This is a genomic window from Zarconia sp. (genome assembly GCF_057467645.1).
This window is the reverse complement of record NZ_JBRJXU010000066.1, coordinates 21,479-42,437: the sequence shown is the minus strand read 5'-3', so window position 1 is coordinate 42,437 and position 20,959 is coordinate 21,479. Positions and strand designations below refer to the sequence as shown.

Here is a 20,959-nt window from a genome sequence, read left to right as displayed (position 1 = left end):
GCACCGATACGGGAAGCGGCACTGATACGGGAACGGACACCGGCAGCGGCACCGATACGGGAAGCGGCACTGATACGGGAACGGACACCGGCAGCGGCACCGATACGGGAACGGATACCGGCAGCGGCACCGATACGGGAACGGACACCGGCAGTGGCACCGATACTGGCACCGATACGGGAAGCGGAACGGACACCGGCAGTGGCACCGATACGGGAAGCGGCACCGATACTGGCAGCGGCACCGATACCGGCAGTGGCACCGATACGGGAAGTGGCACCGATACGGGAAGTGGCACCGATACTGGCAGCGGCACCGACACGGGAAGCGGCACCGATACTGGCAGCGGAACGGACACCGGCAGCGGAACCGATACTGGCAGCGGCACCGATACGGGAAGCGGGTCTCCAGACCAGGAATTTCTCGATGAAGTCTTGCGCCTTACCAACGTACACCGCGCCAACAATGGACTGCCCCCTCTGACTGCTAACGCACAACTCCAAGCCGCAGCCGAAGAGCATAGCGAAGATATGGCGAACCAGGACTTTTTCGAGCATAACAACCCCGTAGAAGGAAATACTCCTTTCGAGCGCATTCGCGCTGCGGGTTACGACTACTCCTTCGCTGGGGAAAATATTGCAGCGGGTCTTTCTGTGTCTACCCCTCAGCAAGTTGTAGATGCCTGGATTGCTAGCCCCGGTCACAACGAGAATCTCCTCAACCCGAATTTCACCGAACTCGGCGTGGGGTACCACTTCTTAGCCAACGATACGGGAGACACAAATTACTACATCTACTGGACTCAGAAGTTCGGTCAGCCCAGGTAATCGTAAAGGATTCATGATTTTTGGGGTGTGAGAAGTATAAATTTAGAACTTCTTCACTGACTCCGAAAAGGATGCGTTACGACGGATTTTTAAATCTAGTTTTTAACAGATTATTTTGCCGTTGTAACGCATTCTAGATAATTTTTATTCGCGTCAATTCATAAAAGTTGCATCAAAAAAGATTAATCTCATGCTTTCGATCGAACTCAACGAACCACAACCTACTTTCCTGACATCCGAAACCGATCTGTTTGCCGGAACGCAACAGCAAGATGTCATTGTAGCCTTTGGCGGACAGGATACCGTCATGGGGTTGGGAGAACGTGACAGTCTTTACGGAAATCAGGGAGAGGACTATCTTTTTGGCAATCAAGGACAAGATTTAATAGCCGGTGGCAAAGAGAACGATTGGCTGTTTGGTGGCAAAGACGAAGACCTTCTTTTTGGCAATTTAGGAGACGATCGCATCTTCGGAAATATCGGCGAAGATACGGTATATGCAGGACGGGATAACGATACCGTCTGGGGTGGAAAAGATAACGATTTAGTCTTTGGCGAACTCGGTGACGACGTTCTTTATGGAGACCTTGGGGACGATACCCTCGATGGCGGTTCCGGTGCCGACAGTCTCTGGGGAGGGGAAGGAAGCGACTCCTTCGTTCTCGACCCCAGTCATGGCAGCAGTACCATCGAAGATGCTCGGGTGGTCGGAGACTTTACTGATGTTCAAGACTCCTTGCTATTGCGCGGTGGCTTGGGCTTTGAGGATTTAGACATTTTCCAAGGCACAGGAGATTTTGCTGGAGATGCCATCGTCCGGGAAACTGATAGCGATCGCATTTTAGCCATTCTCAAAGATACTGAAGTGGGTGCGATCGATGCCAGTGATTTTGCGATCGAGGGTATGGATACCGGCACTGATACTGGAAGTGGAACCGATACCGGAAGTGGAACCGATACGGGAACCGATACCGGCAGTGGCACTGATACGGGAACGGACACCGGAAGTGGAACCGATACGGGAACGGACACCGGAAGTGGAACCGATACGGGAACCGATACCGGAAGTGGAACCGATACGGGAACGGACACCGGCAGTGGCACTGATACGGGAACGGACACCGGCAGTGGCACCGATACGGGAACGGACACCGGCAGTGGCACTGATACGGGAACGGACACCGGCAGTGGCACCGATACGGGAACCGATACCGGAAGTGGAACCGATACGGGAACGGACACTGGCAGTGGCACCGATACGGGAACGGACACTGGCAGTGGCACCGATACGGGTAGTGGTACGAGCAGCACCATCGCCTTCGCCACGACCAGTTATACCCTCGATGAGGATGCCGGAACCGCAACCATTTCCATCGAGCGTACCGGAGACACCACCACAAACGCCAGCATCAACTACGCCACCAGCGACGGCACGGCAACTGCCGGGGAGGACTACACCGCAGCCAGTGGCACCCTCACCTTTGCCCCTGGAGAGACGAGCAAAACCTTTACCTTTGACCTTAACAACGACAGCGACGTCGAAGCCGACGAAACGGTGCAGATTTCGATTACCAATGCCATTGGAGCCGATTTGGGAACGGAAGATAGCGCCGTTCTCACCATTACCGACGACGATACTGCATCGCTACCCCCCGCCCAACCCGCAGCCATTAACAGTACGGTGGTAAAATTCACCCCCAGCGACGACGAAGCCACCATTGCTGGCAAAGGAGGACAAAAGATTACCCTGGGTACGCAAACTCTATATATCGGCACTTGGCAGAAAACGGGCATCAACCAAGACCCGATTATCGCCAGCTTCGACAGTGCCAACCCCGACAATAACTGGGTGAAAACCGACTACGAAATGACGGGTGCAGACGGACGGGGATATGGGTTGTTCTGGGATGGGACGAACCTGTACGCCACCTTCAGTACCGATGGTACTCAGGGGACAGCGAGTGAAGATTGGCGGCGCGCCAGTGGAGATGCGACCCAGTCCTGGCTGCGGAGTTACGGTGCGGGGGGTGGCGCGAAAATTGCGGTTCTCGGTCGGATCGATTTAGCGATGGGGAACCTCCTCGATGCCGCGTACATCTCTGCCCGCCTGAGTAATGGCAATACTAACTCCCTCGAGATTACCGATATCGAGAATGTGGATGGCAACTTGAAGGTAACGGCGAACTCCTGGTTTTCCCCACGCAATACCGATGGTTCTGCTATGACTCAAGAGGGTACGGGCGGTTCTCCCCATGCTTATACCCTCTTGCTGTCGGGAGATTTGAAAACGGCGATCGGAGCTACAGCAACCGGCTGGAGTTCCAATAATACTACGGGATTGTAATCGTCCAATTTAAACTCCAGTTTTTAAGAGAATCGATCGCATTTTTAACCAACGATAAGATTCCGATGGGGTGGGTCATTTTATGGAGAGTGTAGAAGTAAAAAATCTCTCGATAAAACACTGTCCACCCTTCGGATATATCCTTATTTAACTACATTTAATGTGTATTAAAAAAGTTACAAGCTAAATATCTAAAAGCTCAAAATTAACTCGTTACTTTTGGCGAACTATTCTCCTTTCCCCATCCTAGATCGGGTATTAGATACTTTATATTCAGTCTCAACGACCCGCTACACCCTCAAAAAACGGAAGCATCGATCCGATCTTCATCAACTCTTTACAAAATATTTAAAAAACTAAAAACAATCTTGATTTTAACGATTCAACTTGATACGATGCTGCCGTACATCTATAAGATAAAGTAAAAAACTCTTAGACGACTGATAACAATCGACTCAGCCTTTCAACTGCTGAAGCACTGAATAGGTTTGAGAATAGAGAGTGGCTGAAGAGAATTATCATGGCAGCTATTACGGTCGCGTAATGATATCCGAAAGCTAAAAGCACCGAGATCCCAACCCGAAGAGATGACGATGCGGTGCTCTAAATTGCTCGCAGAACCCTGGGAACTAATGGTTAGTAAGCGATCGCGATCGAGCCGCTCACATAATTCATCGTCAAGATTTTTACAATCCTCGATCGCGCGTCAGCGGTAGGCGGTGTTCGCCGCTCGCTCTTCAGATTTGATTTTCGATCGAGTACTTTATCGTCTTTCTTTGGAGGTTCCTCTGGGGGAATCGCGCACTAGTATTTGCAACTTACTGTTAGAGTTCGACCGATGAAAAAAATTCTTCTCTCAACCGGATTTACCCTATTTGCTTCGATCTTATCCACGCCAGCAGCAGCCGTCTCTTTTAGCAACATCTATACTTTCAGCGAAAGTCTCTCCAGTCCCGGTAATATTTTTAACGTCACCACTGCTTTTAATCAACTACCACCCGAACTTATTCCTCCTGGCATAGACATTCCCCCTGTCATTCCATTCGTACCGCCTTACGATGCGGATGGACGTTTTTCGAATGGTCTGGTTTGGGTAGATTATTTGGCTGAGGATTTGGGGATTACCCTCACCCCTTCCACTGAATTATCCGTCCTTTTTCCCGGTTCGGACGTTTTATCTCCACTGGCATTTGACCCCAATACCGGTGCACCGATTATTAGTCCCTTCTTCAATGGCACAACGGCAACAACCAGTGTGAACTTTGCCTATGGTGGCGCTCAAAGTGGCTTTATTGGTGACAGCGGAATCCCAGGATTGCTCGCACAAGTGGGTTGGTTTAGCAATGACCTGACGCAATCGGGCCAAACCGCGGACCCCAACGCACTCTACATCGTTTGGTCGGGTCCTAACGATTATCAAACCGTTCCCGACCCGAATCCCGAGGAAACCGTCGGTAATATTGCCGCCGCGATACAAACCCTCTACGATTTAGGCGCTCGCAATCTCCTGGTTCCCAATCTGCCAGATTTAGGAGAAACACCACGGGCCAACAGTCCCTTTGCTCCGATTCCCTCGGAACCCCTCTCTCAAGTGACTCAAATCCATAATGCGCTGTTAGCAACAACGCTGAATAACTTGAGTGGATCGAACTCGGATTTAAATATTATTCCCTTGGATGTTTTTTCGTTATTCGATCGAACCCTGAATAATCCGGAAGAATTTGGTTTTACGAACGTTACAGATCCCTGCTTATCTCCAGATCCATCTTTATTTCCAAATCTCGCCGTCCCCGATCCCACCACCTTGATGATTTGCGATAACCCCGAGGAATATGAGTTTTGGGATGGCATTCATCCCACCACAGCCACTCATGCCATTTTAGGAGAGTTTGCTTTAGAAACATTACAACAAGCACAGCCAGTACCAGAACCGAGAGTATCCGTTCCTTTTGGGTTATTGATATTATTGGGTTGGATAAGTCGAAACAAAAGCGAGTCTTTCCGGAGCAAAGCGACTCACGGAAGCGACGATGCCAAAATAAATGCGCGACAATGATTCATTACTGGAGTTTAGACTAAACTTCGATTGCAAAGGCTACAACCGACGACCGGGTCAGCATTTTGGGCGATCGATCCTCTCGTCGCTCTTGAAACTCTCAAATTTCTCAGGATAAGGGTTTGACGGTTCGAGCGGTTAAATTTGTCTAAACTCCAATTCATCAAGACTTCAGCGTCAACCATCGCGTTCTGTAGGAGACCGCACAGCAACATCAAGCCCACTGACAAAACGGCAAATGTCGGTTGGGTTGAGAGCAAAACCGCGTCAACCTCAGTCTTAGCAAGTGCGATCTAAACAGCAACTTTAAACAATCTCGATCGAACCTTAATTTTTGCGCGAGTAAAATCGAGGAGAAACCCCAAAATCCCATCAACTCGCCACTTTTGCAAAAGGTTGAGATACTCGATCGTGCCAGCATCACAGCCCAAGATAAACCTCGTTCCCCATCAAATCTCCTCAAGGTCCCAACCTTCGATCCAAGGCTTTACGATCGCCGAAGCACTCAGCGTTGTGGTACTCATCGGAGCATTAGCAGCAATCGGCGCTCCAAGTTGGCTGAAATTCAAAGATCGATACGCACTCAACGCCGCCAACAATGAAGTATTGCTAGCGATGCGCCAAGCTCAAAGCAAAGCCATCCATACCAAAAGCACCTGGCAAGCGAGTTTTCGGGAAACTGACGGTATCGTCCAGTGGGCCGTTCACCCCACTAACCGCGACCCCAGTGCCGCCATTTGGCAATCCCTCAATCCCACCGTGCGGATGGATGAAGAAACGACGTTGCGAGAAGCGGGCGGAGTTCGGCGAGTGCGCTTCAACCATCGCGGACGCACCAACGGTCAACTGGGACGACTGACTCTATCGAGTAAAAATGAGAATGACGTCAAACGCTGTACGATCGTCTCGACGTTACTGGGGGCAATGCGCCAGTCGAAAAACCAAGCCAAACCCTCCAATGGGAAGTATTGCTATTAAATGATGTCTGATGTGAACGATCTACAACTCTGGCGAGGATGGGGAATGGGGAATGGGGAATGGGGAACGGGGAACGACCGATCGGGCTTGAGAATTTATGAATTTGGCATGAGAATTAATGAACGTGAGGCGCGGATTAAGGAAATTCAGCGAGCTGGGGAGATCGTGTCAGTTCCAGCAATGGGTTGAAAGAGGTCGAACAATACCGGGGAGGTTCGATCCAGGTATGAAGTAGCAACACCGAACCCCCTTTCCCCACACCCTACACCCTACACCCCACACCCCCACACTCGAAACTGTCTGATCCCGAACTGAGGTTATATTAAATCTTAACTGCACTTCAGATGACCGGTTGCGGGAGCGAAACTCGTTGGCGCGGTGGAATCTGCACTGCTCGCTTCGTTGCAGCAATCCATGAGGGGAGCAGAGGCGATCGACTCCGGGACATCCACAGATCGCAACAACATTTCCCATCGCGCCGTCAGTTCTGGCGTATCGGCCCTCCGTCGCGCCCGACTCAAAATGGCGATCGCATCGAACCACACACCCGCTTCGGCATAGACTCGGGAACGGGCTTCGGGGGTGCGCGCTTGAGTTAATTGCTGTTGGAGTGCGGGAGTCGCATGGATGCGTTCGAGCCAACCGGACATCCAGGTAATCTCGGCAGTGGTACTTTCAGGAGAACCGCAGGTGAAGTCCAAATACCAGCGATAAATCTTGCCGACTTTCAAAGTCACCGTCGGTGGTAAGCTCATCTCCACCACACCGGAAAACTCGGGCAACGTGGAACTCATTTCGTAGATTAGGGTTCCCTCTCCATTTTCTTGACCCACCTCGAACTCGCGCAGTTCGAAATACACTTCTTGTTGCTGGGACTTCTCGACGTGCCAGAAAAACGCCGGACGCTCGACAACGCTCACCGCAAAGTAGGGAGATAACGTCAAATCGCTACCGGTATCCTTCGGCATCAGCGGCGTAACTTCAGGTTCGTGGCAACCACAGCGCACGGTATCTCCTGTATAAACCGATGGCGCGCTGCGAGTGCTGGGGCGAAACTGACTCACAAGCTCTGGGGCATGCCAGGATTTCGGGATGCTGCCAACGTGAGAACGTGCGGGAGATTTTCCCGAGACTCCCGTTAACCCCACTGCCATACTTAACGGAAGAGATATGAAGAGTCGAGTTGCTTGCCGTTTCATCTGCTTGTCTCCTGAGAAATTTGAGTCATCAGTTATCGTCGTGATTGAGATCGCATCAGCCAATCGCTTAACCAAAACAGACGTTATGGAGATACCAAAGTCATAGTCCCTTTTGGCGTATATCTCCGGAGCCACCGGTTGACCGGAGTTATATTACAAAATACTAGAAATCAATCGGTAGATGAGGCGAAATAGGGTAGTCACCGCGATCGCCGAGAGTCCGGCTAACAATGCGATCGCCAGTACCGAGCCAATGGGATAAACTCGCAGTCCCGGAACGAATAGGACCAAAGCTAAACTCAACACCCCGATAATGGGAAGATCCTTCCCTTCGATCCAACGACGAGATTGAATGAATGCAAGTGCCCCAACGATCGCACCCCAAATCCCCGCACTCAAGCCGGAGAGACCCAGCAGACTGCCCAACGCCACTCCCACCAAACCGCCTTCAAACCCAGTAAAAGCCGCTCCTGCTAACAGTTCGAGGGTAGAAAAGCTCGAACCCGATGGCGCTGGGGTGGCTGTGGGGGGGATGGGTGCCGACCTGGGCGCGGGTGCGGGAACTGGGGCGGGCGCGGGAGTCGGGGCGGGGACTGGAGCGGATGCCGGGGGTTGAATTGTGGTGGAGGAGGCAGTAGGGGTTGCTGGGTTGGGCGTACTTAGGGCGGCGATCGCTTCGGCGGCCGAGGCAAAACGTTCCGCGGGTGCGGCTTTCAACATTCGATTGAGAATTCCTTCGAGGCGATCGCTCACCGGAACGTACCCCCGCCAATTCCACTGATTGCTGTAGGAGTCAAACAAATCTTGGGGGGGTTTTCCCGTCAGCAGGTTCACCGCCATCACCGCCAGGGCGTATAAATCCGTCGAGGGGTAAATTTGACCGCCGGCCATTTGTTCTGGGGGGGCGAATCCCAGGGAGTAGATACCCGTCGAGCGGGTTTTGGGGGTTCCGGTGGTGGTAACCTGCTTCACCGCACCAAAATCGAGCAAATACAACCGTCCGTTGCGGTGGCGCATGATGTTGGCCGGTTTGATGTCGCGATGAATGGAACCGCGATCGTGGACGAATTGCAAGATTTTGAGGATTTCTTTGAGGACTTCGGTGACTTCGGCTTCGCTAAATTGCCCTTTGCATTCGAGTTCTTGTTCGAGGTTTTCGCCGTCGATAAACTCCTGTACGAGGTAGAAGAATTCTTGGGGTGCGCCAGAGACGAGTGCTGGGGCGGTAATTTGGAAGTTGGCGAGTAAGTTGGGAATTTGGGGATGTTGGCTGCCGAGTTCTTCGAGAACTTCCGCTTCGCGATCGAATAAGTTGCGGGCGGTTTCGAGTTGGTCGGGGGTTAAATTCCCTTCGGGCTGAAACTGTTTCACCAGGCAGGTCCGCATGGCTGGGGTGTAGCGATCTTTAGCCAGGTATGCCGTGCCAAATCCCCCCCGCGCGAGTAGTTTCGACGGAATGTAGCGTCCGGCGAGAATCAACTCCATTCCGCAAGCAGTGCAGTATTTTTGCTGGGTGGTTTTGAGGATGTTGCGATCGTCGAGGTCTCGAAAATGGTTTAAAGGACGGGCACAGTCCGGACGAGTGCAGTGAATCTCCATGAATTGACGATCGAGGATAAACGCTTAACTTGCCCCAAATCCGTCGAGGGTTTTCAAAAACGCTAGAGTACTTGAAACAGACTTGCGGAAACGGAACCGGTGCGATCTCGCCCCGACTTCAAGAGCAAAGATTGCTCTCATTGTATCGTTACATTCATGGGTTTTCATAAGACATCTCGGAGACAGAAAAAATCAAGTCGATATCGATGCTGAAGTCATAAATTGATTCTTGCTTTCCCTCTGAAATCTTTTCCCCTAAGTCTTGTGCGCCCATGAGTCTACTTATTTTCCGATCGCGCCGATGAAGATGAAGCGGCTTTTTTGGCGGCCGTTGTTTCGATCGAATTCGAGTCGAGCAACAGGGTTTCTACGAGCCGATCGGCCAGGGATGGGGTGGCAAATTTGGGCAGCACTTCTTTAATAAAAGCATCGGCCGCTTTAGAACGGTAGCGACTGGGATTGTAAATCACCGAAAGCTCCCGCTTGACCACCACTTCATTGACGCTGGCGCGGTGGAGAACGTTCATTTCGAGTTCTTTTTCAATCGCCGACACCGAAACAAAAGCTGCCCCCAATCCGGCTTGGACGGCATTTTTAATCGCTTCGATGGAGTTGAGTTCCATCTCCAACTTCAGACGGCGCGTGTCGATACCGCAGCGGGTGAGAACTTGATCGATGACTTTGCGGATGGTGGATTGAGAATCCAGGGCGATGAACTGAAGCTGGTAGAGATCTTCTTTTTGGACGGTTTGGGCTTCTGCGAGGGGATGGAACACCGGCAGAATCAGCGCCAGTTCGTCTTCAGCGTAAGGAACGATATTCAAGGAGTCGTGCAACTCCGCCGGCACTTCCCCCCCAACGATCGCCAAATCCACTTGACCGTTGGCAACACTCCAAGAGGTACGCCGAGTTGAATGAACGTGTAGCTGGACGGCGACATCGGGATAGTACTGGCGAAACAAACCAATGGTACGGGGCAGTAGGTAGGTACCCGTGGTTTGAGATGCGCCGACGATGAGGGTTCCCCCTTGGAGATTTTGTAAATCTTCGATCGCCCGACAGGTTTCTTGACAGAGGGTGAGAATTTTTTCACCATAGTTAAGAAGTAGGTGCCCGGCTTCGGTCAATTGCGCCCGCCTCCCCCCGCGATCGAACAGGGGAACGTCCAACTGACGCTCTAAGTTTTGCACTTGAAGACTCACGGCTGGCTGAGAAACGTAGAGGCTATCGGCTGCTCGTTTAAAGCTACCCTCCGACGCAATTGCCTTGAGAATTCGTAACTGATCTAAGGTAAAAGGAAGGTCAGACATAGAAGTTAACCGTGACGGAGAAAGGAGCGAAACGGCAAGCGTCCCGAAGGTACGATCGAGTTAGACTTAAGAAACGCTCGATGGAAGTTAAAGGCACTCTTAAAGCGACTTCAATCCAATCCAAACGCAATCGTCTGTTAAATTTTTCTCGAAAATCGTTTCTCAAATCGGGAATCTCCGGCTCGATGACGCGAACTTAATTATCTCACTCGATTGAAATTATTGCTCGTATAGAATCGTCCCTTTACGTGCTCTTACCCATCCTACCCTTTGCATGGGGATCGGAGTACTGTAAAGTCTTGTAGGGGCGATCCCCTTTTGGTAGAATTTATGCCAACAGGTAGTAATAAATACTTGACGGACAACACCAAAGTCTTTTCAGGTTGGCGGCGATAAAATTGCTGCTACTGTCGTCAAGGTTGGGTAGCCAAAGAGTTGTATGGCAATCAATCGGCATCCCGATCGAGACAGCCCGGTAGCAAGCCCGAGCAAACATCCCCCAGGCGAATTTATCGAACTGTGTGGGAACCTGGCAGTTAGTAAACCAATACGATTTCGCAAGATAAAGGAACATATGAGCAATAACCCTAATCGCGTGGTATTAATCGGCGTCGCCGGAGATTCGGGATGTGGAAAATCGACATTTTTGCGTCGATTGTCTGACGTGTTTGGTGAAGATATGATGACCGTCATCTGTTTGGATGACTATCACAGTCTCGATCGTAAAGGACGTAAGGCAGCCGGGGTTACGGCATTAGACCCCAAAGCCAATAATTTCGATCTGATGTACGAGCAGATCAAATCCCTTAAAGAAGGTAATGCGATCGACAAGCCGATATACAATCACGAAACGGGAGAACTCGATCCGCCAGAGCGAATCGAACCCAATCATATTGTGGTGATTGAAGGATTACATCCGATCTACGACGAGCGAGTGCGCGGTCTGTTAGATTTTAGCGTTTATCTCGATATCAGCGATGAGGTGAAGATTGCTTGGAAGATCCAGCGAGATATGGCCGAACGCGGTCACACCTACGAAGATGTCTTGGCTTCTATTGAAGCCCGCCGTCCGGATTTTGAGGCCTACATCGATCCCCAAAAGCAACATGCCGATGTGGTGATTCAAATTCTTCCCACCAACTTGATTAAAGACGATAAAGAACATAAAGTTCTGCGGGTGCGGATGATTCAACGCTACGAAGTGGAGAACTTCTCGCCGGCCTATCTGTTCGACGAAGGTTCGACGATTCACTGGACCCCTTGCGGTCGCAAACTGACCTGTTCCTATCCAGGAATCAAAATGTACTACGGTCCCGATGCTTTCTACGGAAATGAAGTTTCCATCCTCGAAGTCGACGGCCAGTTCGATAACTTGGAAGAGATGATCTACGTCGAAGGACATCTGAGTAATACTTCCGCTAAATACTACGGCGAATTGACTCATCTGTTGCTCGAACACAAAGACTATCCCGGTGCCAACAACGGTACGGGATTGTTCCAGTTATTGGTCGGTCTGAAAATGCGGGAAACCTTCGAGCATTTAACCTCAACTGAAACGAAAGCCAAAGTTGCCGTTGAAGTTTAGAGAATCTCGAACTCGATCGAAATTCCAGTTCCGTTGGTGCGATACTCGATGACTTTTCCAATCGCGATCGCCGCCGATGGTCAATGACTCAAGGTATGCAAATAAAGTGCTCTTCTTTTAGATCCAACTAATTGACTCGCTGTTTTTTGCACCCTACGCCTATCCAAAATTAAATTTTGGGTAGGTGTTTGTTTTTGGGGAAGGGGGAATGGGGAATGGACAATTGGTTAGATGTGCCTCTTCTGTCACTTTCCCAAATTCTGATGAAATTCCGTCATTACAGCCAACGATACTTAAGGAGAGATTGAGGTTTGACTGCCATTTTTCAGAGTCTGACAGAAGAGGGAGAGTCGTGAAGATGGAGACGATTGAATTCCAAGAAAATGGTTACGTGCTCGGAATTGATGGCGGCGGGACAAAGACCGTTTGTGTTGTCCTCGATCGCAGCGGAACCCTTTGCGGACGCGGAATCGGTAGCGCCTCGAACTACCAAAGCCGGGGACTGGCAGCGACGGAAGATGCGATCGCCACGGCGATTCAACAGGCGATCGCATCTTTGACGCTTCCACCCACCCAAACTATTTCTGTCGAGGGGATTGGTATTGGTTTGGCGGGTGCGGGCCGTCCTGAGGATATTCGCCAAATTCGGCAACTTTTACAGGGGTTGCTCGCCAGCGAAAAACTACCGCTCAAGTGGTGCGGCACTCCCGAAACCCTAGGAGTCGCCAGCGATTGCGTTATCGCCTTAGTGGGGGGGACGGGGCGAGAAGTGGGCATTGTCACCATTGCCGGAACCGGTTCGATCGTTTATGGATGCAACGAACGGGGCGAAACGAGACGGGCGGGGGGTTGGGGATACCTCCTCGGGGATGAAGGCAGCGGTTATTCGATCGCGCTGCGGGGTCTGCAAGCGGCGGTACGGTCTGAAGATGGGCGATCCGATCGAACTCGCCTCATGAGTGATTTCCGAGCGTATTTGGGGCTAAATCGCCCGGAAGAATTGGTGGAGGCGGTGTACCGACGGGGGTGGGGGGTGAAGGAAATTGCCGCCCTTTCTGTGGTGGTCGATCGAGCTGCGGCAGTTGGAGATGTGGTGGCCCAGGAGATTATCGAGGAGGCGGTGGGAGAATTGGTGCTCGCGACAGAAGTTGTGGGACGAGCGCTTTTTCGTCCCGATGAAACCTTTGAAGTCGTGACGGTGGGGGGAACCTGGCGAGGAGAGTCGAAGTTGCGATCGGGTTTTATCGCCGAGTTGGGGGAAGTTGCCCCGAATGCCCGAGTTATCGAACCCCGGTACGAACCGGCAGTGGGGGCGGCTTTGATGGTGATGAATTTAGAAGAGCACGAATAAATCAATTGTCTCAACCCAACCCATCGCAATCGTCTCCCGCAATCAGCGATATTCCTAATTTTCATCGCGCGATTTTTCCCAAACAGAGATGCGATCGCGACTTGTGTTTGTCAATGATTTTTGTTTCTATAGCGCTTCGTCATCAGTTGATTTACACAAATCGAAGAAATAAGTATTGTCCATTCCCCGTTCCCCGTTCCCCATTCCCCATAACTGAACATTTGTAATGATACCGGCCGGGACTGCTATAATTTCCTCACCTTAAACCAAGTAACTTTGTAGGTAGTGTAATGCCAGCCGCCTGGCTTCGAGGGCAAGGCGTTGGCGCAGTTCTGGCGTTTGCCCCAGAGACAGCCACTGTAAATTACCGATCGCCTTGACTAGAACGAAAGAAATCGCTTCGCGATCGTCCTGGCTTAACGATGCATCAGATTGGGGTAACAGGGTTGCCAAGGTCTGAATCAGTTGAACGTCGCCTGCTTCATCTAGCTCTGGCATCGTCCCTTGAACTTCCATGAAAATAGCGCGATAGCCCGGATATTCATCAAAGAATTCCTCCACGAGATCGGTGAGTCGATCGACATAATTCGCAAGGGAAAGCTGGGATGTTTCGAGGGGTTCGAGCGTTTTTAAACGTCGATCGAGCAAATCGGTATAACGCTCGGCGAGTGCTTGTAAGATCGCAGCTTTATCTGGAAAAAACTGGTACAGCGAACCGATAGGAACCTCCGCTTGAGAGGCGATCGCCTTCGTTGTTGTGGCGGCATACCCCTTCTCGATCAACATTTCTTCTGCCACCGCCAAGATCCGATTAACCCGCTTCAAACTACGAGCCTGCTTGGGCTTGCGCCACTTGCGAGCGGTACCTTCTGAAGATGTTTCAGTCATTTCATCAACCTCTCCTTGACAAAACATGAGTTAAACTCGTATATATTAAACATGAGTTTAATTCATATTTTAATCAGCTAAGATTTCGCTTGTCGAATCACTCTTGAGTCCCTCGGACTCTCTCCATTCAATCCTGTTTTAATATCGAGCGAGATTTAATTAGATGCAACTTCAACGCCTATCTCGGCTGAGCGATTTAATTTTTGCTGGGGCAATGACTCTCATGGTCCTGACGTTTGAGCCTCTGCCACTTCAAGAAATGACATCGCAAGAAGTGAGTGTATTTTTGCAAGCACAGTTACCATCATTGGGGGCATACGCCCTGACCTTCGTGGTTATTGCGTACTATTGGTTTGCTCATCTCCACCAATTTCAGCACTACCGGAAAACAGATACGGTTCATCTGTGGCTGACCTTACTCTCTTTGATGTTTATTGCGGTTTTACCCTACGCGAACGATCTGGTGACCTTCTACGATCGCGTTTTTATCCTTCAAGTTTTCTACAGTCTATCCGTCGCCGGAGTCGGTATCTTTTCGACCGCTGCCTGGATTTACGCCACTCAACAGCGGCGATTAGTCGATCCGGACTTACCCGATCGCACGATTCAACAAATTCGCCGGGAAAGTTATGCCGAACCGACCGTTGCCCTACTGGCGATTATCGGTGCGTGGGTTCATCCCTTGGGGTGGATACTGACGTTTCTCGTCGGACTGCCATTAATTTTTTGGATTCAAACTCTCCTCCCCAGCGAGGCATCACAAAGCGAGTCCGGCTAGATCTCGTGACCGAGTCGGATGCTTCTTGTCAGAGACTATCCCCTCATATCAAGTTCGGTTAAACACTTACAATTGCTCTGAAAGTGAGCTTCGGGGGCTTCGGGAGCGTGGGGAGAGAATTAGAGCAAAAATTTAGCGATCGCAATCGAGAGTCTTTCTTGCGTCATACTCGATCGCGATCGCCTAAAATAATTGGATGAACGTTCTTCAACCCTGGCACTGGCGATCGCTTCCCCTCCAATCTCGTTCCGATTCCCAAGTCTTCGCTGCCCTCTTTCTCGATCGAGATCCGATCGCCACTCTCCTCGAAAGTCCCGATCGCGTCCCTCCCGAAACGGCCAAACTCGCCCGCTATTCCATCTGTGCCGGTTCCCCTCGCATCATTAACGGACAACCGCAACTCTGGATGCCGCCGGTAGGTGAAATTCTCCCTTATTTGCGCGCGCTTCTCGAGTCGAATCTAGCTCGATTACCCGATATCAACGCACCCACACATCTCCCTTTCACCGGTGGCTGGCTGGGTTGGCTGGGGTACGATCTGGCGTGGGAAATCGAACGCCTTCCCCACCTCAATCGCGATCCGCTTCCTTTCCCCGTCGCGTACTGGTACGAACCCGAGTGTTTTGCCATCCTCGATCGCCTCTCGGGAGAACTCTGGCTGGCAGCCACGGAACCCCAACAACTCGACGAGATGCAGCAGCGTTTGCAAGAATCTGCCAAACCCAATCTCCCACACCCAATCTCCCACACCCCCCAACTCTCCATCCTCAGTTCCCAAGCCGAGTACGAGGGGGCCGTTCGCCAAGCTAAAAAGTACATTCGCGCCGGAGATATTTTTCAAACCAATCTTTCCCTGCGCTTTCAAGTTCCCACCTCGGCAACGAGTTGGACGATTTATCGAGAACTGCAACGTATCAATCCATCTCCCTTCGCCAGCTACTGGAAAACGCCTTGGGGGGTAATGATGAGTTGTTCGCCGGAACGATTGGTGAGTTTGCACGACGGTATCGCCCAAACTCGCCCCATTGCCGGGACGCGAGCGCGCGGGAAAACCCCAGAGGACGATCGAACTCTAGAATGGGAGTTGCGTGGCAATATCAAAGAAAATGCCGAACACATCATGCTCGTCGATCTCGAACGCAACGATCTCGGACGAGTTTGCCAGTGGGGATCGGTGAAAGTTGACGAACTTTTGACCGTCGAACGCTACAGCCACGTTATGCACCTCGTCAGCAACGTTACCGGAACCCTCAACTCCACTTGCGATGCCGTGGATTTGATTCGCAGCTTGTTTCCGGGGGGAACCATTACCGGATGTCCGAAAGTCCGCTGTATGGAAATTATCGAAGAACTCGAACCCATTCGCCGCAGCTTGTTTTACGGGTCTTGCGGCTACCTGGACTGGCGGGGAAATCTCGATCTCAATATTCTAATTCGCACCTTACTCTACACCGATAGTGAGGATGGGGCAATGGTTTGGGGACAAGTGGGGGCTGGAATTGTCGCTGACAGCGATCCGGAACGGGAATGGTACGAATCCCTGCAAAAAGCGCGCGCTCAACTCGTCGCCCTGCAAATTACCGACAATCTGCGATCGGGGTAATTGCCAGTGCCGCTACGGGTCATTAAAAATGCGTCTTGAAAAGTTGAACGGGACGGGGACCGACACCGCGAGCGGTGTCGCAAAATTAAAAATGCTTACTGTTCATAGCTTTCAGTGGTTGAGAGCTGGTCAGTTCTTTCTGCTACGGTGCACTAGTGCTTGAAAGGTTAGACGATCGCTGCAAGGACATTTCAATCATGACTTAAAGCGCGTCCCCGCCACGTCCAACCCCAACCCGTCTCGGTTTTAATCGCCGATCCCAGAGCGATCGCTGCTACCCCCAAACCACCCAACCCCGACAGCCACCAGTAGCGGGAGGGACAGCCGTACAATTGTGCTCCCAAACGTCGCCAGTTATAGTGCGCGATCGTGCCTGCCACCGCAATAGCGGTAACCCCAATATCCCACCAGCCAAAATAGCCAGCAATACCGCGCCACAGTTCCCATCCTCCCAGAAACCAAGGTAGGAAATAAACTAGAAACATAATGAATGCCGTGTATGCCATCGCCGAGAAATTGCGATTGGCTCCCTGATAGAAATTCTTCGTCCACCCTTCCCACAGTTCTCCCCAAGATCGATACATGCGCACGCGAGCGAGCTGGGGAATCGGCACGAACAAAAGTCGCAAACCCCCCCGTTTGGTGCGTCGGGCCAGTTCCACATCTTCCACGATTTCGGCGGCAACCTCTCGATGTCCCCCCAACTTTTCGTAAGCGGACCGACGAAATAACATAAACGGTCCCGCCGCAAACGCCGTATTGCTGTTCGGATCGTTGACTTCGGCAAAATCGAACGAGAGAGTAAGGGTATTGAAGAGAACCGGTTGCACCGTCCACTCTGCCAAACATCCGCAGACTAATTTCGGCAATCCTGTCAGCAGGTCGATTTGCCCGTTTTTTGCCGCTTGAACTGCCGTTTCGATCGCCCCGGTTTCCAGACGCACGTCTGCATCGATAAACAGGATAAACTCGCTTTGGGTGGTTTCGGCTGCTTGGGTACAAGCCCAGTTTTTCCCCACCCACACTTCCCCTTCCGGTCGGGGTTTACCGGCAATGACTTGCAATCGATCGTCGTTGCGGCTTCGAGCAAAAGTACGGGCAATCTCTAGGGTATTGTCAGTGGAAGCATCATCCACGATCCGCACTTGCAATCGATCTGACCCAATATCGGTACTATCGAGGATGCTGGCGATGCAATCTCGAATATTCACCGCTTCGTTATAGGCGGGAACGATAACGGTGACGGAGGGAATCTCTTCGCTGGCAGACCCCGATGGCAGTTCTGGGGCGTTGCGGACGAGGCGGCGCAGTTTGGTGTAGTAGAGAGCGATCGCCACCAAGCAGGCGATCGAAAGGGCGATCGGCATGAAGCTGTTAGATGAAGGGTTGCTGCTGTTAACTTACCGCGAATTCTGTATATTGGCGACGGTGGGGGGGTTGAACGCCAAGAACGATTTGTTCTTTGGGAATTCCAGCTTCGAGGAGTTCGGGGGTAATGCCGTCTTCGATGCCATCACGCTGAATCCAGATTTTGCCATCGCGAATTTCCACGCCAACGATTAAACCGCGAACTCGCAAAGCATCTTACCAACCTTCATCCATCAGAAGCTTTGAGGTTCGTGAAAGAGAACGAAGAAAGTAACTCTCAGGTGACCTAATTCTTAGTGTAGCGATCGCCAACTTATCGTTCAACTACAATCGGAGGCAAAACCTTCGAGCAACAATGAGAAAATTTAAAATCGTGGGAACGATCGTGGCGATCGCATTCGGAGCAACATCTCCAACAAAAGCCGCCAATCCCGAGTTCATCCGACAACTTTTGCAAACCAATGGCTGTCCCGGTTGCGATCTCACCGATGCCGATTTGCGCGATCTCAATTTAACGGAAGCTGATTTAAGTGGTGCGAACCTGGCAGGTGCGAATTTGAGCAACTCGACTCTGCTGCGAGCCAATCTTGCCGGTGCGAACCTCCAAGGGGTCACCCTAACCGGCGCTAATTTAACCGGAGCCAATCTTACCAATGCCGATCTCACAAATGCCCTCAATCGAGATACTTGCAGCCAAATTTACCAGAGCCATGAAGAATGGGAGATACGAGAGTTTGATGACTCCGCGCTCTGTTTTGTATCGGATTCGATCGAATTAGGAAAACTGATGGGTTTCGACTTTTGTGAGGCGGCGACGGCTCAAAATAATTGGCTGACGTTATGCTCTTCCCCGATGCTAGTCGATCTCGTTCTCCTGGGACGCTCCCGAACTTTAGCCAGAGGTGCGAATCTCAGCGGTGCAAATCTCGATGGTGCGGACTTGAGTAGCGTGGATTTGAGAGGGGCGACTTTAACCGGCACTCAGCTGAATAATGCCGACCTGAGTTATGCTCTTCTGCTGGATGCCGAGCTTCCGGAAGCAAGTTCGACAACCTGGGAGGGTGCGTTGCGAACCGTGGACGATGTGGCGGGTTTGTTGGAGCAACTTACCGTTCGGGTGGAGAGAGATTTTAGGAGTCAAGCCTCCGCCGTTTGGGCGGGGAGCGATTTTCGCGTTGGGGAGGCGAGATATTTTCGAAGTCAAGCCTCCAGATCCCGGGAATCGGAAGCTAAGAGCTGGATCGGAGCCATCAATCGCGCTCAGCAAGCCTATCGACTAGAGAATATAGACTTTGCCGCAACCCTCGAAGACTTACAAGTTGGACTGCCTTCAGAAACCTATCTCTACAGTTACGCGATCGAGTCTCAACCAGATCCTGGTCTCAGCGTCATGACAACCGCTCGTGCCAAGGAAGAAGGTCTGCGAAGCTATACGGGAGCTGTGTTCGTCATTGAGACTGGTAGTACCATTTCCATTATTTGCGAAACGGACACAACCTCGATGACTCCCCCAGAAATGCCTGCACCTCCGAAGGATGCTAACGAGCGGCCGTCCTGTCCGGCTGAGTCTTCTGAATTGTAGCAATCCGCCGATCCATGTCCCTTCTCCAAGATATCTACAAGTTCTCGGAAATAGTCTGCCGATAGAGACTTTTGGGTTTCACCCCTTTGAGTTCGCTCACTTTTTCCTTCCCTTTGAAAAATTGTAAGGTGGGGGTTCCAATCACACCCGCTGCTTCAGCAATGTCTGGATCTTCTTCAATATCGATTTCGATAAAGTGAATCCGCTCGTCGAACTCGTCGATGACTTTATCTAAAATCGGTTTGAGCATATGACAGGGACCGCAGGTGGGAGAAACGTACTTCACCACCAGCAAGCGATCGCTCTCGTGATACAACTTGCGCAGGGCATAGCTACCTCGATGGCGCATCACTGCTGGATCGAAGGTGGCTTCCGTATCGGCTTTGGCTTCTTGGGCATCCGTCTGGTCGGTGTAATTCTCCGACTCGGGGGATTGGTGGAACTCTTGGGCTAACCCCCGTGCTGACAGCCAGCGTTCGGCAAGCATAGCTGCCATACATCCCGTCCCAGCTGCTGTAATCCCTTGGCGGAATTCGCGATCTTGCACGTCTCCGGCAGCATAAACCCCCTCAACGCTCGTTTCCACCGAACCGGGCTTTACGACAACGTACCCCGTTTCGTCTAACTCGATTTGTCCTTGAAAAATTTGGGTGTTGGGGGTGTGTCCGATGGCATAAAACAGACCGCGTGCTTCTAGGGTTCCCGTTTCGCCGGTGAGGTTATTCTTGATTTTCAGCCCTCGCAGAAAGCCGCTTTCACCGTAAACGTCAACGGCTTCAGTTTGCCAGTGAATGGTAATTTTCGGGTGGTTGAGGACTCGATCCTGCATGGCTTTGCTGGCTCGCATTTTGTCGCTGCGGACGAGCAAATGAACGTTCGAGCCGTATTTGGTCAGGTACAGGGACTCTTCAGCAGCGGTATCCCCTCCCCCGATGACGGCTAATTCGACGTTTTTAAAAATCGGCGTTGCCCCATCGCAAATCGCACAGGCGGAAATTCCCGCATTCCAATATTGCGCTTCGCTAGGCAGGTGCAGTCGTTTCGCCGTTGCCCCAGTGGCGATAACAAGACTGTGCGCTCTCACTTCTCGATTTTCCGATCGAACGATGAAGGGACGCTGGTTCAAATCGACGGCGATCGCATCTTCGGTGATTAATTGCGCTCCCCATCGCAATGCCTGGGCTTTCATCCGATCCATGAGCTGCGGACCGGTTATTCCTTCGGGGAAGCCGGGAAAGTTCTCCACTTCGGTGGTCGTCATCAACTGACCCCCTGGAATTCCTCCCATTTGGTAACCTTCAAAGACGAGGGGCTTGAGGTTGGCACGTCCGGCATAAATGGCTGCGGTATATCCCGCTGGACCCGATCCGATAATGACTAGATTTTCGACGGTTGGAGCGCTCATTGTTTTAAACTCGTAACGACTTCGTATAGAGAGTCACAGTATAGCTTAACATATTGCAAACTTACGGACGATCGTCTCATCAGAGG

16 protein-coding genes are annotated in these 20,959 nt (G+C 51.4%); 9 read left to right on the top strand and 7 right to left on the bottom strand.

All coding sequences use genetic code 11. From position 1 onward, the window contains the following. The 4 genes from AC2215_RS10030 to AC2215_RS10015 form a co-directional block, all read left to right on the top strand. Positions 1-827: CAP domain-containing protein (locus AC2215_RS10030; RefSeq protein WP_486809848.1), on the top strand; the 827-nt coding region annotated here is incomplete at its 5' end. A gap of 190 nt (positions 828-1,017) precedes the next feature. Beyond that, positions 1,018-3,171 (top strand): Calx-beta domain-containing protein, encoded by a 2,154-nt coding sequence (locus AC2215_RS10025; RefSeq protein ID WP_486809847.1) that lies wholly within the window; start codon positions 1,018-1,020, stop codon positions 3,169-3,171. Positions 3,172-4,009: 838 nt separating this feature from the next. Continuing rightward, a complete protein-coding gene (locus AC2215_RS10020; RefSeq protein WP_486809846.1) occupies positions 4,010-5,227 on the top strand; it encodes an SGNH/GDSL hydrolase family protein in 1,218 nt (405 codons plus the stop codon). A gap of 411 nt (positions 5,228-5,638) precedes the next feature. Next, a complete protein-coding gene (locus tag AC2215_RS10015) occupies positions 5,639-6,205 on the top strand; it encodes a GspH/FimT family pseudopilin (RefSeq protein WP_486809845.1) in 567 nt (188 codons plus the stop codon). Between the two features lie 329 nt (positions 6,206-6,534). Here AC2215_RS10015 and AC2215_RS10010 read toward each other — a convergent pair whose 3' ends face one another. The 3 genes from AC2215_RS10010 to AC2215_RS10000 all read right to left on the bottom strand — a co-directional run bounded on the left by AC2215_RS10010 (position 6,535) and on the right by AC2215_RS10000 (position 10,313). Then, the gene (locus AC2215_RS10010) at positions 6,535-7,404 is read right to left on the bottom strand and encodes a DUF928 domain-containing protein (RefSeq protein ID WP_486809844.1); all 870 of its coding nucleotides are present in this window, start codon (positions 7,402-7,404) and stop codon (positions 6,535-6,537) included. Between the two features lie 153 nt (positions 7,405-7,557). After that, positions 7,558-9,003 carry a protein kinase domain-containing protein gene (locus AC2215_RS10005; RefSeq protein WP_486809843.1) on the bottom strand — a complete coding sequence of 482 codons (1,446 nt, stop codon included), beginning with the start codon at positions 9,001-9,003 and terminating at the stop codon, positions 7,558-7,560. Positions 9,004-9,281: 278 nt separating this feature from the next. Next, a complete protein-coding gene (locus AC2215_RS10000) occupies positions 9,282-10,313 on the bottom strand; it encodes a LysR substrate-binding domain-containing protein (RefSeq protein ID WP_486809842.1) in 1,032 nt (343 codons plus the stop codon). A gap of 574 nt (positions 10,314-10,887) precedes the next feature. Between AC2215_RS10000 and AC2215_RS09995 the strand changes: the two genes are divergently transcribed. Then, on the top strand, positions 10,888-11,898 hold the full coding sequence (locus AC2215_RS09995) for a phosphoribulokinase (protein ID WP_486809841.1): 1,011 nt from the start codon (positions 10,888-10,890) through the stop codon (positions 11,896-11,898). Positions 11,899-12,256: 358 nt separating this feature from the next. After that, a complete protein-coding gene (locus AC2215_RS09990; protein ID WP_486809840.1) occupies positions 12,257-13,249 on the top strand; it encodes an N-acetylglucosamine kinase in 993 nt (330 codons plus the stop codon). 261 nt (positions 13,250-13,510) lie between these two features. Here the strand turns inward: AC2215_RS09990 and AC2215_RS09985 are convergent, their stop codons facing one another. After that, the gene (locus AC2215_RS09985) at positions 13,511-14,137 is read right to left on the bottom strand and encodes a TetR/AcrR family transcriptional regulator (RefSeq protein WP_486809839.1); all 627 of its coding nucleotides are present in this window, start codon (positions 14,135-14,137) and stop codon (positions 13,511-13,513) included. A 163-nt stretch (positions 14,138-14,300) separates the two neighbouring features. On the opposite strand from AC2215_RS09985, the gene AC2215_RS09980 reads away from it, so the two are divergent. Next, the gene (locus tag AC2215_RS09980; RefSeq protein ID WP_486809838.1) at positions 14,301-14,915 is read left to right on the top strand and encodes a TMEM175 family protein; all 615 of its coding nucleotides are present in this window, start codon (positions 14,301-14,303) and stop codon (positions 14,913-14,915) included. Between the two features lie 196 nt (positions 14,916-15,111). Then, positions 15,112-16,518: an anthranilate synthase component I gene (locus tag AC2215_RS09975; protein WP_486809837.1), complete on the top strand. Its 1,407-nt coding sequence runs from the start codon at positions 15,112-15,114 to the stop codon at positions 16,516-16,518. A 191-nt stretch (positions 16,519-16,709) separates the two neighbouring features. Here AC2215_RS09975 and AC2215_RS09970 read toward each other — a convergent pair whose 3' ends face one another. Continuing rightward, complete coding sequence (locus AC2215_RS09970; protein WP_486809836.1) at positions 16,710-17,885, bottom strand: glycosyltransferase family 2 protein; 1,176 nt, start codon at positions 17,883-17,885, stop codon at positions 16,710-16,712. 28 nt (positions 17,886-17,913) lie between these two features. Beyond that, positions 17,914-18,069, bottom strand: a complete 156-nt coding sequence (locus tag AC2215_RS09965; protein ID WP_486809849.1) for an element excision factor XisI family protein — start codon at positions 18,067-18,069, stop codon at positions 17,914-17,916. Positions 18,070-18,241: 172 nt separating this feature from the next. Here AC2215_RS09965 and AC2215_RS09960 point away from each other — a divergent pair, with 172 nt between their 5' ends. Beyond that, a complete protein-coding gene (locus AC2215_RS09960; RefSeq protein WP_486809835.1) occupies positions 18,242-19,468 on the top strand; it encodes a type IV pilin-like G/H family protein in 1,227 nt (408 codons plus the stop codon). A gap of 34 nt (positions 19,469-19,502) precedes the next feature. Here the strand turns inward: AC2215_RS09960 and trxB are convergent, their stop codons facing one another. Further along, a complete protein-coding gene (gene trxB, locus AC2215_RS09955) occupies positions 19,503-20,873 on the bottom strand; it encodes a thioredoxin-disulfide reductase (protein WP_486809834.1) in 1,371 nt (456 codons plus the stop codon). Positions 20,874-20,959 lie beyond the last annotated feature (86 nt).